This window comes from Gryllotalpicola protaetiae, from assembly GCF_003627055.1.
Lineage (GTDB): Bacteria > Actinomycetota > Actinomycetes > Actinomycetales > Microbacteriaceae > Gryllotalpicola > Gryllotalpicola protaetiae.
On record NZ_CP032624.1, the window covers coordinates 242,095 to 258,040 of the forward strand.

General features: G+C 69.8%; 12 protein-coding genes. 7 read left to right on the forward strand and 5 right to left on the reverse strand.

Features of this window, described 5'->3' with window-relative positions:
- Positions 1 to 76 precede the first annotated feature (76 nt).
- Positions 77 to 1,789 (reverse strand): esterase-like activity of phytase family protein, encoded by a 1,713-nt coding sequence (locus D7I44_RS01225; RefSeq protein ID WP_162939990.1) that lies wholly within the window; start codon positions 1,787 to 1,789, stop codon positions 77 to 79.
- A gap of 131 nt (positions 1,790 to 1,920) precedes the next feature.
- On the opposite strand from D7I44_RS01225, the gene D7I44_RS01230 reads away from it, so the two are divergent.
- Both D7I44_RS01230 and D7I44_RS01235 read left to right on the forward strand, forming a co-directional pair.
- Entirely contained in the window at positions 1,921 to 3,201 is a 1,281-nt protein-coding gene (locus tag D7I44_RS01230) for an MFS transporter (RefSeq protein WP_120787821.1), read from the forward strand.
- Complete coding sequence (locus tag D7I44_RS01235; protein WP_120787822.1) at positions 3,198 to 3,866, forward strand: ThuA domain-containing protein; 669 nt, start codon at positions 3,198 to 3,200, stop codon at positions 3,864 to 3,866. The genes D7I44_RS01230 and D7I44_RS01235 overlap by 4 nt, the downstream gene beginning before the upstream one ends.
- 86 nt (positions 3,867 to 3,952) lie before the next feature.
- On the opposite strand, the gene D7I44_RS01240 is transcribed toward D7I44_RS01235, so the two are convergent.
- From D7I44_RS01240 to D7I44_RS01250, 3 genes are read right to left on the reverse strand one after another with little or no spacing between them, the layout of a single operon-like run.
- Positions 3,953 to 5,863, reverse strand: coding sequence for a DUF2264 domain-containing protein (locus tag D7I44_RS01240; RefSeq protein WP_220093808.1), 1,911 nt, complete (start codon positions 5,861 to 5,863; stop codon positions 3,953 to 3,955).
- Positions 5,860 to 7,008, reverse strand: coding sequence for a substrate-binding domain-containing protein (locus tag D7I44_RS01245; RefSeq protein WP_120787823.1), 1,149 nt, complete (start codon positions 7,006 to 7,008; stop codon positions 5,860 to 5,862). Before D7I44_RS01245 ends, D7I44_RS01240 begins: the two co-directional genes overlap by 4 nt.
- Entirely contained in the window at positions 7,005 to 8,906 is a 1,902-nt protein-coding gene (locus tag D7I44_RS01250; protein ID WP_120787824.1) for a heparinase II/III family protein, read from the reverse strand. The genes D7I44_RS01245 and D7I44_RS01250 overlap by 4 nt, the downstream gene beginning before the upstream one ends.
- A 115-nt stretch (positions 8,907 to 9,021) precedes the next feature.
- Here D7I44_RS01250 and D7I44_RS01255 point away from each other — a divergent pair, with 115 nt between their 5' ends.
- The 5 genes from D7I44_RS01255 to D7I44_RS01275 all read left to right on the forward strand — a co-directional run bounded on the left by D7I44_RS01255 (position 9,022) and on the right by D7I44_RS01275 (position 13,907).
- Complete coding sequence (locus D7I44_RS01255) at positions 9,022 to 10,041, forward strand: hydroxyacid dehydrogenase (protein WP_120787825.1); 1,020 nt, start codon at positions 9,022 to 9,024, stop codon at positions 10,039 to 10,041.
- A 65-nt stretch (positions 10,042 to 10,106) separates the two neighbouring features.
- On the forward strand, positions 10,107 to 11,411 hold the full coding sequence (locus D7I44_RS01260; RefSeq protein WP_120787826.1) for an ABC transporter substrate-binding protein: 1,305 nt from the start codon (positions 10,107 to 10,109) through the stop codon (positions 11,409 to 11,411).
- A gap of 21 nt (positions 11,412 to 11,432) precedes the next feature.
- Complete coding sequence (locus tag D7I44_RS01265; RefSeq protein WP_120787827.1) at positions 11,433 to 12,368, forward strand: carbohydrate ABC transporter permease; 936 nt, start codon at positions 11,433 to 11,435, stop codon at positions 12,366 to 12,368.
- Complete coding sequence (locus D7I44_RS01270) at positions 12,368 to 13,204, forward strand: carbohydrate ABC transporter permease (protein ID WP_120787828.1); 837 nt, start codon at positions 12,368 to 12,370, stop codon at positions 13,202 to 13,204. Before D7I44_RS01265 ends, D7I44_RS01270 begins: the two co-directional genes overlap by 1 nt.
- A 4-nt stretch (positions 13,205 to 13,208) precedes the next feature.
- On the forward strand, positions 13,209 to 13,907 hold the full coding sequence (locus tag D7I44_RS01275) for a YesL family protein (protein ID WP_120787829.1): 699 nt from the start codon (positions 13,209 to 13,211) through the stop codon (positions 13,905 to 13,907).
- Between the two features lie 113 nt (positions 13,908 to 14,020).
- Here the strand turns inward: D7I44_RS01275 and D7I44_RS01280 are convergent, their stop codons facing one another.
- Positions 14,021 to 15,856 carry an SLC13 family permease gene (locus tag D7I44_RS01280; protein WP_120787830.1) on the reverse strand — a complete coding sequence of 612 codons (1,836 nt, stop codon included), beginning with the start codon at positions 15,854 to 15,856 and terminating at the stop codon, positions 14,021 to 14,023.
- Between the last annotated feature and the right edge of the window lie 90 nt (positions 15,857 to 15,946).

The window sequence follows — 15,946 nt, forward strand, 5'->3', positions numbered from 1 at the left end:
ACAGCTTCCGCGCCCCATGACACCCCAGGGCGGGCGGCCGGCTCGCCGCCGGCCGCCCCCACGGGGTCGCTCGGGGTCAGCGCACCCTGATCGTCACCGTGACAGTCTTGAGCACGGCCGGGAGCTTGGTGGTGTCGACGGCCAGGATCTCGCCGTCGTCCTCCGCGCCTGTCGCCGACAGGATCTTCTGGTGGACGCCCCAGGTGCCGTCGGCGTCCGGCTGCGGGCTCGCGTCGCCGTTGTTCCCGATGTAGTCGATGCCGAAGTCGTCATCGTTCGAGAGGTACAGGGTCTTGCCGGCATCCGTCGTCGCAATGCCCTCGACCTTGTCGTGACCGAACAGCTTGCCCGTCGGGTCGAGCTGGCTGACGAGCTGCCCGATCTGCAGGTACGGCTGCTTCTGCGCCACCTGCACGCCCGCGGCCGTCAGGGTGGCGAGGGCGGTGTTCGTGTCGGACGCGCCGACCAGCGCCTCTGGCGACTTCCCGCCGACCGTGAGGCCGCTCACATCGGTGGCGCCGTTGGTGTCGACCTCGTACAGCGTCTTGTTCGCGAACGGCTCGAAGTTGCCGTCGCGCTCGTCGACGAGGAACTTCGTGTTCGACACCGCCGTGATCTCGCTGACCGCATCACCCGTCGTGCCGGGGTTGTCGAGCAGGTAGAGGTACTGATGCGTCTTGTACGTGCGCAGGTCGACCGTGATGATGCGCGTGACGGCGACCTTCGACGCCTTCGTGCTGCCGAGGTCGGGCAGCTGCAGCGCGGACTGCATCGCCCCGACGAGCGTCGAGCCGTCGGGCGTGACGGTCAGGCCCTCCATGCCCTTGTTGTTGAGGCGGTCGGCGAGCTCGGCCGGCAGGTAGCCGACGATGTCGTGGAACCTGTTGTTGACGCTGCCCTGGTACGGGGTGAGCCGGCCGATCTCGTAGCCGTTCGCGTCGAAGTGCGTGACGTAGGGGCCGTACTCGTCGGACACCCAGAACGTGCCGTCGGGCAGCGCGACGAGGCCCTCGGAGTCATATCCGTCGGGATCCGGCGCGACCGGCACCCCGGTCGTGCCGCTGCTCTTCGCGACGTCGTCGATGGTCTCCTTCGTGTCGGGCTGCGGCGGGCGGCCGCTGTAGGGCTGGCCTTTGACCCCCGCGGGTCCCGTGACGTTGCGCGGCCCCTTGAGCGTGATGGTCTTCTGCAGCTCGGCCTTCCCGCCCGCGAGCTTGAACTCGCCGATCTGCGGGGTGAAGTTCGGCAACGGCTCTGACTTGTTGCCGAGCGGGTCGTCGGCGTTCGGCCCGCGGTCGGTCAGGCCGTAGAACCAGCCGTCGTGACCGGGCACGGGTGCGAGCGACGAGCCGTAGCCCTCGCCTGAGATCGACGTCTTCGTGCCGTTCGGGCCGGTGACCGTTGCGAGCGGCGGGATCGGCGAGCCGTTCGCCTGCGTGTCGCGGTACAGCTGCACGGCATCCGTCGTCGTGTAGGTGAACGTGTCCGTGCCCGAGAAGCCGGCCTTCGGCGTGTAGCTGAAGCTGCCGTCGGCCGCGACCGTGACGGTGCCGTTCTTCGGGTCGGTGTTGCGCACGACGGCGGTGGCGCCGCGGTCGTTGCGCAGGACGTTGCCGGTCACGACTCCGTGGCCGGCGAACGAGTCGGGGGCAGCGACGAAGTCGTGCGTGGGGGCGGAGTTCCAGCCGTTGGCCGAGGCGGCGACAGCGCCCGTGCAAGCGAGCGCCGCGGTGGCGCCGATGGCGATGAAGACTCGGGTGCGCCGGCGCAGAAGGGGGAGTTTGTTCATGTCTGCGAACTTGGCCCTGCCGCGTGAATACACCCCGAACGGGGGATGAACACAGTAGTTTGACCACTGCACACGGTTTGCCGGTGCAACACGGCTGATCATCAACGACGATGAGAGGGAGAGACAGACCCATGACGACGGATGCCGCAGCCCCCGCCTTCCGCCTGAACTCAGACCAGCGCAACGCCTTCGCGGCGTCCTTGCTCGGCTGGATGATGGACGCCTTCGACTACTTCCTGATCGTGCTGGTCTACGCCGACATCGGCGCCGACTTCGGCGTCTCGCTCGAGAAGATGGCGTACCTCACGACGATCACGCTGCTGATGCGCCCGGTCGGCGCTTACCTCTTCGGGCTCTGGGCCGACAAGGTCGGCCGCCGCACCCCGCTGATCGTCGACGTGATCTTCTACTCGATCGTCGGCTTCCTGTGCGCCTTCGCCCCGAACTTCACCGTGCTGTTCGTGCTACGACTGCTCTACGGCATCGGCATGGGCGGCGAGTGGGGCCTCGGCGCCGCGCTCACGATGGAGAAGGTGCCGCGCACGCGCCGCGGCTTCTACTCCGGCATCCTGCAGGCCGGCTACTCGGCCGGCTATCTGCTCGCCTCGCTCGCGTTCCTGCTCGTCGTCTCGGCCGCGGGACTCAGCTGGCGGTGGCTGTTCGCCCTCAGCATCCTGCCCGCCCTCATCTCGCTGATCCTGCGAACGCGGGTGCGCGAGTCCGAGGTATGGGAGACCACGCAGACGAACCTGAAGCTCACGCAGACCTCGATCCGCACCGTGTTCTTCAACGGGAAGATCCTGCGCCGCTTCATCTACCTCGTGTTCCTGATGGCCGCGTTCAACTGGATGTCGCACGGCACGCAGGACATCTACCCCACCTTCTTGAAGGCGACGGATGCCGGCGGCGCCGGCCTCTCGCCGGTCACGGCCACCTGGATCGCCGTGATCTACAACGTCGGCGCGATCGTGGGCTGCATCACGCTCGGCTCGTTGTCTGACAGGTGGGGGCGGAAGGCGACGATCATCCTGGGCGCCGCACTCACACTGCCGCTGATTCCGCTCTTCGCGTTCTCGACGACGGCGTTCTGGCTGTGCCTGGGCTCGGCGCTCATCCAGTTCACGACCCAGGGCGCGTGGGGCGCGATTCCCGCCCACCTCAACGAGATGTCGCCGAACGCCATCCGCGGCTTCTACCCCGGCGTCACCTATCAGCTCGGCAACGTCATCGCGGCGTTCAACCTGCCGATCCAGCAGGCGCTCGCGCCGCGGATCGGCTACCCGTGGGCGATGGCGCTCACCGTCGCCGGGGCGGCGGTCGCGGTGATCCTGCTCACGGCGTTCGGTCGGCAGGCGAAGGGCGTCGACTTCCAATCGCGCGAGAAGCTCGAGGAAGTAGCCTCGGTCTCGTGAATCCGCGCGCCGTCGTCGTCTCTGGCTCCGGCCGCTACGCGGACCCGTGGCATCCGTTCGCCGACACCTCCGCGCGCATCGCCGGGGTGCTGCGCGGCGCGGGATTCGAGGTCGAGATCGATGAACGGGTGGATGCCCGGCTCGCCGACGTCGGCGAGTGCGAGCTTCTGGTGGTGAACGTCGGGTTCCCCGACCCTGCCGATGAGGCGGCGGATGCTGCGACCCGTGCCGGCCTGCTTGCGTACCTCGCCACGGGCCGGCCGCTGCTCGTCTCTCACGTCTCGTCGACCTCGTTCCCGGCGATGCCGGAATGGGAGGGCGTGCTCGGAGGCGTGTGGGTGCGGGGCACCACGTTCCACCCCGAGTACGGGCCGTCCCACGTCGAGGTCGTCGACGGCAGGCATCCGATCACCGCTGGCGTCGCCGATTTCGAGCTGCTCGACGAGCGGTACACCGCGTTGCGGGTGAGCCCAGACGTGCACGTGCTCGCGCAGCACACCCTCGACGGCGTCGCGCACCCCCTCCTGTGGACGCACGGGTACGGCACGGCGCGCGTCGTCTACGACGCGCTGGGGCATGACGCCGCCTCATACGAGAGCCCTGAGCACCGCCAGCTGCTCGGCCGTGCGGCGCTCTGGCTCGTCGCGCCCGGCAGCACGCCGTAGGAACCGACCCTAGAACGCACGGTCGACCCTACGAAGATGGCCGTTCGGTAGGCGCAATCCTGCGAAATACGCGCCGGCCCTACGCGTCAAGGAACGGCAAGCTCGCTGAGAGCGCCGTCGGGCCACGTGATGCGCAGTCCCGCCTCGGTCTCGGTGACCTGCGGCGACTCGCCCAGCTCAGCGCCGAGGCCGACGGCCGCGACCACGAGGCTCTCGGTGCCAGGCGCGGTGAGCTGCTGCACCTCGACGAGGTCGGCGAGGGGCGAGCGCCCCGCCACTGCGACGACCTCGGTACGGGCATCCCCCGCGCCCAGCAACGGCATAAGGGCCGAGCGGATGCCGCGCTCAGCGCCGGGCTCGATCGGCCAGCCGGCGATGCGCACCGCCCGCGCGGCACCCGGCTCGCCCAGGACCCGCACGGCGCGAACTTCCCACGCGCCGCGCACGGCCGACGACACCGCGACTTCGGGGCCGACCGTCACTCTCCCCGCGTAGCCGCTGCCATGGTCGCGGGCCCCCGGCTCGAACTCGACCCAGTGCGCCCGCGCGCGCGACGAGCCGATTGCGGCGACACCGTCGTCGGCGAGCTCGAGCGGCTGAAACCCTGCTCGGTGCGCCGGCGCGCCCGAGGCATCGAGCACGGTCGCGAGCTGGTCGACGGGGTGCGCCACGGCCGCCATTCCGAGCGGCGGCACGGTGACGGTCGAGTAGCCGAGGCGGGCGTAGAGCGGGGGATCCGCATTCTGCGTGCCTTCGACCTCGTGATCGGTGCCGTGGTTGACGAGCCGCACGACGCCGTCGGCGGCGGTCCCCGAGAGCAGCCAGCCCGGGGCGCGCAGCACGCGCCGCACGTCGCCCCGCTCGACGGGAAGGGGCTCTTCGACGGCCGTCCAGACGGGGTGGTCGGCGGGCAGCGCGAGCCCAGAGAAGCCTTTCGCCGCCCAGTACGGCGAGCCTGCGCCCGAGTAGGTCTGCGCCATCTGCGGCCACGGCCGCGTGATGCCGAGGCTCAGCAGCCCATCGTCGCCCGGCACGCCCCGGTCGAGGAACGCCCGCAGGATTCCGCTCGCCGACCGCCGCAGGAGACCGGGCGAGACGGTGTCGACGCCGGCGATCGCCCCAGACCACAGCGGCGCGGCGGCCGCGAAGCGGTAGATCAGGCTGCGGCCCTGCAGCACGGGCATGCCGTCGCCGCCGATCAGGTGAACGTAATCGGCCAGGTAGTCCCCCAGCTGCGCGCGCCAGAGCGGCGCGAGCTCGGCCGCGCCGAATGCCGCGGTGCCCGGCTGCGACGCCCAGAACAACGGGTAGAACTGCATCGCCCAGCCGCTGTAGTAGTCGAAGGCGCGTTCGGTCGCGCTGTCGGCGTACCAGCCGCCCGCCCGGCTGCACGCCGCATGGAATGCGAGCGCATGCTCGATGTCCGCCGCCGCGAACCGGCCGCCGACGGAGGCGAGGAACGTCTCGACGACGGCTTGGAACCACACCCAGTTGTTGTCCGGGTACCAGGCACCGACGGCCCCCTCGAGCCAGCCGACGATGTTCGCCTGCTCGGTCGCCGACAGCGTGTCCCACAGCCAGGGCCGTGTGAGCTCGAGCACCAGGGCGATCGACGCGGCTTCGACTTTGGCCTGGTCGCGCTCGTCGAGGCGCGGCCAGCGCTCCGGTGAGCGCGGGTCGGTGCCCGTGATCAGCCCGGCGCGGTACCAGTCCAGGAATCCGTTCTCATCTGCGCCGTGCTCGCCTGCGAGCCGGAAGCCGACGAGCAGGAACGAGCGCGCGAAACCCTCGAGGCCGTCGCTGTCGCGCCCCGAGGAACTGACCTGCCCCGGCAGCTCGATGCGGGCGCGGCCGGGCGAGAAGTACGGGCGCAGGGCGAGCAGCAGCCGGTCGGCGACGGCGACCCAGTGCTCGCGGGTGAAACCGCTGTGCGGGGACAGCTCGAGGTCGAGCGGCGGAAGTCCCCGCAGCCCCGGCAGCTCGGAGCGGCCGCTCACGCGATCACCTCGGTCTCCTGCAGCGAGTTCACGTCGGCGGCGACCACCGATGACTCACGCACGATGAGCTCCGGTTCGAGCTGCACGTGGTGCACGGGCCGCGCCGCGCCCTCCTCCAGGCGGGCGATCAGCGTCTCGACGGCGACCCGCCCGACCCAGCTCTTCGGCGGCCGCACTGCCGAGATCGGCGGCGAGCCGAGGTGCGCCACCTCGTCGTCGTACGCGACCACCGACAGATCGTCGGGCACGCGCACGCCCCGGTCGATGCAGTGCTGCACGAAGCGCAGCGCCTGCCGGTCGGCGTGGATCAGCATCGCCGTCGTTCCGGTCGCCCTGCAGCGTTCGAGCACGTCGTCCATGAACGCCTCGGCGTCGGGCCCCTCGCAGCGGTTCGCATCGTCGCAGACGGTGTCGTCGACGTGCTGCCGCATGCTCTGCAGGGTCTCCGTCCAGCCGCGCTGCACCGGCGGCGCGGTGGGGCTCGTCGATGAGGCGAGCAGGCCGATGCGGTCGTGGCCGGTCGAGCGCAGATGTCGCACGGCGACCTCCGCACCGCGCGCGTGGTCGGTCGTGACCGATTCGAGCCGGCTCGTGACGACCCCGCGCCCCGGCCGCCGCTCGACGAGCACAACCGGAACGGGAAGCGTGTCGAGCCAGCGCAGCAGCTCGCGCCCCTCCGTGCCAGCGGTCTCGGGGGCCGCGATGACGCCGTGGACCCCCGGGGTGTCCACGAGCGCCTGGATCTGCTTGCGATTGTCGGCCGCGTCATAGCGCGAGCCGCGCAGCACGATGCGCGCACGCGACTGTGCGGCGGCGACGCGCGCGCCGTTGACGACGTGCGGGTAGTAGTAGTCGAGCGACGGCACGACGACGCCGATCGTGTACCGGGCGAGGCCGTTCTCGGCCGCACCACGCGTGCGCACGCTGTGATCCAGTGGGCTGCGCAGCGTCGCGCCGCCGTGCACGCGCGTGACGAGTCCCTGCCTGGCCAGGTCATTGATGTCCCGCCGCACGGTCATCTCGCTCACCTCGAGCAGCCGGGCGAGCTCGGTGACGAGCACCGAGCCGTTCAGCCGCAGCTCCTCGAGCAGCCGCTCCTTCCGTTGCACCGAGAATCGGGCGGCCAGCGGCCTCTCTTCGCTCATCGCTCTCCTCCGATGGTCACGGTCAGGTGCCCGGCCGGGTCGGGCAGGGTCAGGGTCAGGCGGGTGAGGCGCGCGCCCCATACCGCGCACAGCTCAGCGTCATCGAGTTCCCAGTCATCGAGCGCGACGGATGCCTCCTGCCGATCCCACTCGATGAGCACGCTCTCCCCGTCGGCGCTCAGGCGCAGCGCCGTCTCGGCGACGCGCTCGGGTGCGGCTCGCAGCAGGTAGTGCACACACGCCTCGCCCGCCTCGAGCCGCCACTCGTCGGCAACGGTGATGCGAGCGAACGCCCGATCCAGCTGCGCCACGCGCCGCCACGACTCCCCCGGCGCCAGTGCGTAGGCGCCGGTCAGGTCGAGGGCGACCCCGGCCTCGTCGACCGCGAGCACCTCAGCACGGAACGTCGCGCCGACGCCTTGCTCGAGCCCGCGCGGCGCCGGCGCAGAGTGCCACTCGCTGCGCATCGCCGGCAGCTCGTAGCGGCGCGGCCCGAAGGTCCGCGCCGTGTACGTCGTCTTGCCCGCGTCCACGACGAGTGGCACCCCGCCGCTCGCGACGATGACCGAGCCGAGGTCGAGATGGTTGTGGTTCTCGCCGTTGTGGCCGCCCTTCACCGCGAGCGCCAGGCCGGCCTCACCCGCGCGCTCGCGTGCCACGAGAACCTCGATCGACGGCAGCCAACTGCGTGCCACGAGCGGGGGCCCGGCCGGCTTGCCCGCTACCCACTCGGGGTCCGCGAGCGCGTGCAGCAGCCGCCCCAGGCCGCCGGCGACGGCGGCAACCGGCCCGGCGGTGGTTCTCTGGGCGAGGGCGTGCCGCGCGGCATCCGCATCGCCCACGCGCCGCGCCCACGCGAACGGGGCGTGCCAGGGCTCGCCGCCGCGCAGCCGGGCCGAGCCGTCGGCCACGTTCACGTACCAGTCACCGCCGAGGTGCATGCGGTGCGGGAACGAGACGGTCGCCACGAGCGCCGGAACGCCTGCGGCGTCGAGCGCGCCGCCGGTCGCGCGTCGCGTGAACTCGAGCGCCTCGATCGCGCGGCACGCGCCGTTCCACCAGTAGGCGAATCCCTCGTCGGGGGCGCCGTCGGGCGGCAGGGTCGCGACGTAGCGGTCGATGCCGTCCAGCGCGCGGGCGACGAGCTCTGCCCGCTGCGCGGGGTCGCCCTCGAGCAGCACGGCGGCCGTGATGACGTTGCCCTGGATCCACGGGCTCCAGTTGTGCACGTGCCCGTCGAGGCCGAGCCAGTGCCAGTCGCGTCGGGTGAGGAACGGCTCGAACACGCGGCGCCGCACCTCGTGGCGCACCCGGGCGCGCAGCCCGGGCACCCGCTCGTCGAAGGCCGGACCGAGCAGGTGGTCGGCCCACGCGAGCTGCGCGGCGAGCTCTCCCGCGCCGAGGTCGAGGTAGGGGCTCGCCTCGCGCGGCACGACCTCGCTGTGCGCACTGAAGACGTCGTCGTGCGCCGCCCACGACCAGCCGCTCTGCTCGCACGCGAGCAGCACGCCGTCCGCGGCCTCGTCGACCCACCGGGTAGCGCCGGTGACTGCAGCCATGACGACCGCGCGGGTGAGCCGCTCTGCGCGGGCACGCACGGCGTCCTCGTAGCGGGTGCGGTTGCCGTCGCGGAAGAACGCCGCGAACTGCGACAGCAGCGGCTGCGGCCATGGCGTTCCCCGCTCGACGTCGGCCGCGGCGCGGATCGCCGTGATCGTCGCGGAGTCGGCCGCGTTCCAGAAGGCGCGGTCACGGAGGTCCGGGATTCCGAGCCGGGCGGTCGCGTGGGCAAGGCTCGACTCGAGCGCCTCGGGCGCGAGTCCCCCGCCCCAGAGCGCACGCAGGGGCCCGTCGAAAGGCTCGCACGCGACCGTCTCGGGCACTGTCGTCATCGTCATTGATGTTCGTTCCTGTTCAAGTGAGAACGAAGCTGTTCTCGTTGTTTGACTCGCGTCGGGCATGACTATTCACTGAATTCCGCAACGGCGCAACCAGTGAGGAGCACCCAGCTCGATGACCACCCAACGAGTCCCCGAAGCGCTCATCCTGATGAGCCGCGAGGCCTTCGACGCACAGTTCGACGACGCCCGGCTCGCACGGCTGCGCGCTCTCGCCGCACTGCCCGAGCCCATCTGGGTCGACGATCTCGACGACCCTGCGCTCACCGCGCGGCTCACGGGCGTCGAAGTCCTCATCACCGGCTGGGGCGCGCCGCTGCTCGACGAGGCACGGCTCGATCGGATGCCGCAGCTGAAGGTGATGCTGCACGGCGCCGGCACGATCAGATCGATGGTCACGGATGCCTTCTGGAAGCGCGGCATCGCGGCGGCGAACGTCGCCGACGTGAACGCGGTGCCGGTCGCCGAGTTCACGCTCGCCGCCGTGATCATGGCGGGCAAGCGCGCCCCCTTCCTCGCCGCGGACGCGACCGTTCACGCAGGCTGGGAGAGCATCGACCGCTTCGGCCAGCTCGGCAATGTCGGGCGGACGGTCGGCGTCGTCGGCTTCTCGCGGGTCGGCCGCCGGGTCGTCTCGGCGCTGCAGCAGCTCGAGGCGCTCACCTGCCTCGTCTACGACCCGTACGCCGACGCCGGCGAGGTCACGGCCGCAGGCGGCCGGCTCGTCGGCACGCTCGACGAGCTGCTCCCCCGCGTCGACGTGCTGTCGCTGCACGTTCCGGCGCTGCCGGAGACCCGGAACATGATCGGCGCGGCCGAGCTCGCCGCCCTTCCAGACCACGCGACCGTGATCAACACGGCGCGCGGCTCGGTGATCGACACCGCCGCGCTCGAGGCCGAATGCGCCTCGGGCAGGCTCAATGCGATCATCGACGTCACCGAGCCGGAGCCGCTGCCTGCGGCATCCGTTCTCTTCTCGCTGCCCAACGTCATGGTCACCCCGCACATCGCCGGCTCGCTCGGCAATGAGCTGTACCGCATGACCGACGCCGCGCTGGACGAGCTCGAGCGCTACGTGCGCGGGCTTCCTCTCAGCGCCGCCATCAGCAGTGAGGACCTGCGCCTGAGCGCATAGCCCGGTCACCCCAGCACCAACCCTGCACCAAGATAAAAGACGGAATGACAAAGGAGTTATCCATCATGAAGCGCCCTATGCGCATGCTGGCCGTCGCCGGCATCACGGCCGCCGCGCTCGCCCTCGCGGGCTGCGCAGGCTCCCCCAACTCGGACGCGAAGAGCACCGATTCCGGTTCGGGCGGCGACGCCAAGACGACACTGTCGGTCTCGGTCTGGGACTACGCGGCGACGCCGGAGTTCAAGGCGCTGTTCGACGCGTTCCACGCGGCCAACCCGAACATCACGATCCAGCCCGTCGACGTGCCGAACGCCGCCGACTACGAGGCCAAGGTGACGACGATGCTCGCGGGCGGCGACTCGACCGACATCATCACGGTGAAGAACCTGACCGACTACTCGGGCTACGCCTCGAAGCAGCAGCTGCTCAACCTCAACAGCGTCGAGAAGCAGGTGCCGGCCGACAAGCTCGCCGGCCTGGACTCGTACAAGTACAAGGGCACCTACTACGCCCTCCCCTATCGCACGGACTTCTCGGTGCTGTTCTACAACAAGACGATGTTCCAGCAGGCGGGTCTCGACGCGCCTGACAACCTCACCTGGGACGAGTTCGCGAGCGACGCTGCGAAGCTCACCTCCGGCAGCGGCGCGAACAAGGTCTACGGCGCTTACGTGCACACCTGGAACTCCCTCGTCCAGGGCATCGCAGCCGTGCAGAACGACAAGGATCTGAACGACCCGAGCGACTACAGCTACCTCGCCGACCAGTACAACATGATGCTCAAGCTCCAGAAGGCGGGCGACATCCCGAACTACGGCGAGGCGACGTCGCAGAAGCTCGCGTACCAGACCGAGTTCGAGACCGGCAAGGCCGCCATGGTGCCGATGGGGACCTGGCTGATCGCGCCGCTGCTCGCCGACAAGGCCAAGGGCGTCTCCGTGCCCGACTGGGGCATCGCGCAGCTGCCGCAGATCAAATCGGGCGGCAAGATCGTCACCGACGGCGGTCCGACCGGCTTCGGCATCAACAAGAACTCGAAGAACCAGGCCGCAGCCAAGAAGTTCATCGAGTTCGCAGCCAGCGAGAAGGGCGCGGAAGCGGTCGCCTCGATCGGAATCGTCCCGTCCTACCAAAGCAGCGCGATCACGACGAAGTATTTCGGCCTGACCGGCATGCCCCAGGACGACCTCTCCAAGAAGGCATTCGCGCCCGACAGCGTCAAGCCCGACCAGCCGGTGAGCCCCAACACCGCCGCGATCGGCACCGTGCTCAATCAGGAGCACCAGCTGATCATGACGGGCGGGAAGTCGGTCGATGACGGCCTCAAGGAGATGGAGTCTCTGGTCAAGAGCCAGGCGCTCAGCCAGTAGTCGTCTCAGCAAGGAACCACAATGACCACAACCTCAGTGGCCCAGGTCGAGTCGGGGCGCGCGCTGCGCGCCCCGGCCCGCGGGCGCAGACTGCGCCGCCGCGCGACGCTGATCGGCTGGAGCTTCATCCTGCCGAACTTCCTCGGCTTCGCGCTCTTCACCCTCATCCCCGTGATCGCGGCGCTCGGACTGTCGTTCATGAGCTGGGACGCGTACAACCCGCCGAAGTGGATCGGGCTCGCGAATTTCACCAGGCTCGCGCACGACCCGCTGTTCTGGGCGGCACTGCAGAACACGGTGCTCTACGCCGTCGGCCATGTGCCGCTCACGCTCGCCCTCTCGCTCGGCCTCGCCCTGCTGCTCAATCGCAAGCTCAAGGGCATCCAGTTCTTCCGGGTCGCGATCTTCTTCCCGTACATCAGCTCGCTCGTCGCCATCGCGATCGTGTGGAACCTGCTGTTCGACCCGTCGACCGGCCCGATCAACGCCCTGCTCACCCATCTCGGCGTCGCGAACCCGCCGGGGTGGACGTCGAGCACGACCTGGGCGCTGCCCGCCGTGATCATCACGAGCGTGTGGAAGGACATGGGCTACTACATGATCCTGTTCCTCGCCGGCCTGCAGGCCGTCCCCGGCGAGCTCTACGAGGCGGCGGCCGTCGACGGCGCGAACGCGTGGCACAAGTTCTGGAACGTCACCGTTCCCGGCCTGCGTCCGACCACGTTCTTCGTCCTCGTCATCCTCACCGTCTCGAGCTTCAAGGTGTTCGACCTGATCTTCGTCATGACCGAGGGCGGCCCCGGGCGCGCGACCCTGGTGCTCTCCCAGCTCATCTACCAGGACGGCATCCTGAACGGGCAGTTCGGCTATTCATCCGCCATCTCGCTCGTGCTGTTCGTGATGGTGCTCGTGATCACTCTGTTCCAGTACCGCCTGCAGAACAGGAGGCAGGACTGATGGCGACCAGACGGGAACGCGCGCGGCTCGGCAACGCCGCCCTCTACGTGCTGCTTGCAGCGCTGCTCGTCGTCGTGCTGCTGCCCTTCGTGTGGATGCTGTCGTCGTCGCTCAAGAACAACGTGAACGTGCTGACGGTACCCGTGCAGTGGATCCCGCACGACTGGAAGTGGACGAACTACCGCGACATCTGGACCCAGATCCCGATGGCCGGCTACCTCGCCAATTCGGCACTGCTCGCCGTCGTGATCTCGTTCCTGCAGGTGCTCACCGGCAGCTTCGCGGCCTACGGCTTCTCCAAGGTGCGCTTCCCCGGCCGCGACGCGCTGTTCATCGCGTATCTTGCGACGATCGCGGTGCCGTGGCAGGCGTACATGATTCCGCAGTACATCATGATGCAGCGGGCGCACCTGACGAACACGTTCTGGTCGCTCATCCTGCTGCAGGCGTTCGGCGCGTTCGGGGTGTTCCTGATGAGGCAGTACTACCTGACGATCCCCGACGAGCTCACCGAGGCCGCGCGCATCGACGGGCTCACCGACTACGGCATCTGGGCGCGCATCATCCTGCCGCTGTCGAAGCCGGCCCTCGCGTCGCTCGCGCTGCTCACCTTCGTGAACACGTGGAACGACTACATGGGCCCGTTCATCTACCTGTCGAGCAACAACCTGTGGACCGTGCAGCTCGGCCTGCGCCAGTTCATCGGCCAGTACTCCGCCGACTACGCGATGATCATGACCGGCTCGGTGATCTCGATCGTTCCCGTGCTCGTCATCTTCCTGCTCGGCCAGCGCTACTTCATCGCAGGCATCGCAACGAGCGGATTGAAGGGCTGAGCGGATGCCTGCCCTGAAACTGCCGACGCTGAGCCAGCCGAGCTTCGACCTGGTGTTCGGCTACGTCTACACCGGCCTCGCCGTGAACCTGTGCCTGGCCGCAGCGAACGCCCCGCTCGCCGTCGGGTTGCTGCTCGTAGGGAATCCATTGTCGGCGTGGCCGTTCTTCCTGCTGCTCTCGCTGACCCTCGCCCCGTCGGCGGCCGCCGCGTTCGCGGCGTTCGAGGCGGCGAACGCGGGCGGCGCCTCGCCGTTCGCCGCGTTCTGGCGCGGATGGCGGCGGACAGCGAAGCCTGCCTTCATGGTCGGCGCCGCACTCGGCGCGCTCGTGCTGCTCGTCGGAATGGACCTCGCGACGACAGCGGGCACGCCGGCCGGCGCGCTGTTCGCACCGGTGCTGCTGCTCGCCGCCGCGCTCGGCGTCGCCGTTGCGGTGCTCGTGCTGACCGGGCTCGCGACGACCGACGTGCGCCTCGGCGCGCTGGCGAAGGCATCCGTCTTCATCGCCCTGCGCCGCGCCCCGCTCAGCCTGCTGTCCCTCGCCGCCGTCGCTGGCGCGTGCGTGTTCGTGCTCGCCCAGCCCGTGCTCGGCGCGCTGCTCGGCGCCGCGCCCCTGCTGTTCATCGTGTTCAGCAACGCTCGCGCATCGCTCAGCCTCAGCGAGGCGTCGGCACCGGCGCCCGCGTCGCGGCCGCGGGACTGATTCGTCACCGAACACACGGTTCGTCACTCGGAAGCGTGCGGGCGAGGTGACACATCGTGCGTTCCGTGACGAATCCTGCGTCGCTGGGAACCGGCCCCAGAACGGCGCGGCTCCTAGGGGTGCAACGGAAGGATGACGGGCACCAGGAACACGGCGACCAGCAGCACCACGACCGCGAACGGGGCCCCGACCTTGACGAAGTCGCCGAAGCGGTAGCGGCCGGGGTCGAGCACGAGCGTGTTCACCGGCGACGAGACGGGAGTGACGAAGGCGGCGGACGCCGCGAGCGCGACGACCATCGCGAACGGATACGGCGACGCGTGCAGATGGCTCGCGATGCCGATCGCGACGGGGGCCATCAGCACCGCCGTCGCCGTGTTCGACACGAACAGGCCGATCACGGCGGTGACGATGAAGATCCCCGCCAGGATCACGGTCGGCGCCGCCCCGCCCAGCGAGTCGGCGAGGCCCGAGGCGACCAGGTCGATGCCGCCGGTCTTGTCCAAGGCCAACGCGAAAGGCAGCATCCCGACGATCAGCAGCAGCGTCGGCCAGTGGATCGCCCGGTACGCCGAGGTCATGTCGATGCACCCGAACACGCCCATCAGCAGGCAGGCGATCAATGCGGCGACCACGTTCGGCACGATGCCGGTGACCATCAGCACGATCATGACCGCGAGGCTGAGCAGCGCGAGAGGCGCACGCCGGCCGGCCGGCACGCGCTCCTCCACCTCGACGGGAAGCTCGAGCGCGATGAAGTCGCCGCCGGGTGCCGCGAGACGGCGGATCGCCTCCCAGCTGCCGACGACGAGCAGCGTGTCGCCGAGACGCAGCCGCTCGTGCGAGACGGCGCGCGACACGTTGTCCGCGCCGTGGCGGATTCCGATGACGTCGACGTCGTGGTCGTCGCGCATCCTGAGCCCGGCGACCGTGCGGCCGAGCGCGCCGGAGTTCGGCGGCAGGATGATCTCGGCGAGCCCGAGCTCGCGCGAGCTCTGCACGAACACGCCGTCGCCGAGCGGCAGCTCGCTCGCGTCGAGACGCCGAGCCAGCGCCTGCGGGTCCTCCGTGTCTGCCACGTCGACGAGCAGCACGTCGCCGGCCTTGATCGTGAACCCCTGGGGATCGCTGCCGAGCGTCAGCTGTTTCTGTCCCCAGCGACTGCGCTCCACGGCGAGCACGCGGATGCCGTGCTGCCGCCGCACCACCGCGCTGTCCGCCTCCGTGCCGATCAGCGGCGAGCGCCGGCCGACGCGCAGTCGACGCTCGCGGGAGGCCAGGCCGTACTTCTCGATCAGCGCGGGGAAGGTCGTGCGGTCGTCTGCCTCCACCCCCTCGTCCGCGCCGCCGAGGAAGCGGCGCGCGAACAGCATGTAGACGACGCCGAGCGCGAGGATCACGAGACCGAACGGCGTGATCGAGAAGAATCCGAACCCCGCGTGACCTGCGCGACGCAGCTCGGCGTCGACCACCAGGTTCGGCGCCGTGGCGATCAGCGTGAGCATGCCGCTGATGAGGGCCGCGAAGCTCAGCGGCATCATGAGCCGGCGGGGCGAGACGCCGAGCCGCTTGGCGATGCTCAGCACGACGGGGATGAAGATCGCGACGACGCCCGTCGAGCTCATCACTGCGCCGAGCACGCCGACGCTCACCATGAGCAGCACAAGCAGGCGCGTGCTGCTGGTCCCTGCGGCGCGCGCCAGCCAGTCCCCCAGGCGGTACGTGATGCCCGTGCGTGACAGCGCCTCGCCGACGACGAACAGCGCCCCGATGAGCACGACGTTCGGGTCGGCGAAGCCGGCGAGCGTCTCCGGCACCGTCAGCACGCCGGTCAGTGGCAGGCCGACGATCATCAGCACGGCCACCACGTCCATGCGCGGCCGGCCGATCGCGAACATGGTGATCGCCGCCGCGAGCAGCACGAGGACTATCAGCAGCTGAGTGTTCATCGTGGTTCCGAAGCTATCGGCCGCTTGGCCACCGCGCCACGACGAAAGACGGCCCCGAGGATCTCTCCTCGGGGCCGCAGCCCTCGACAT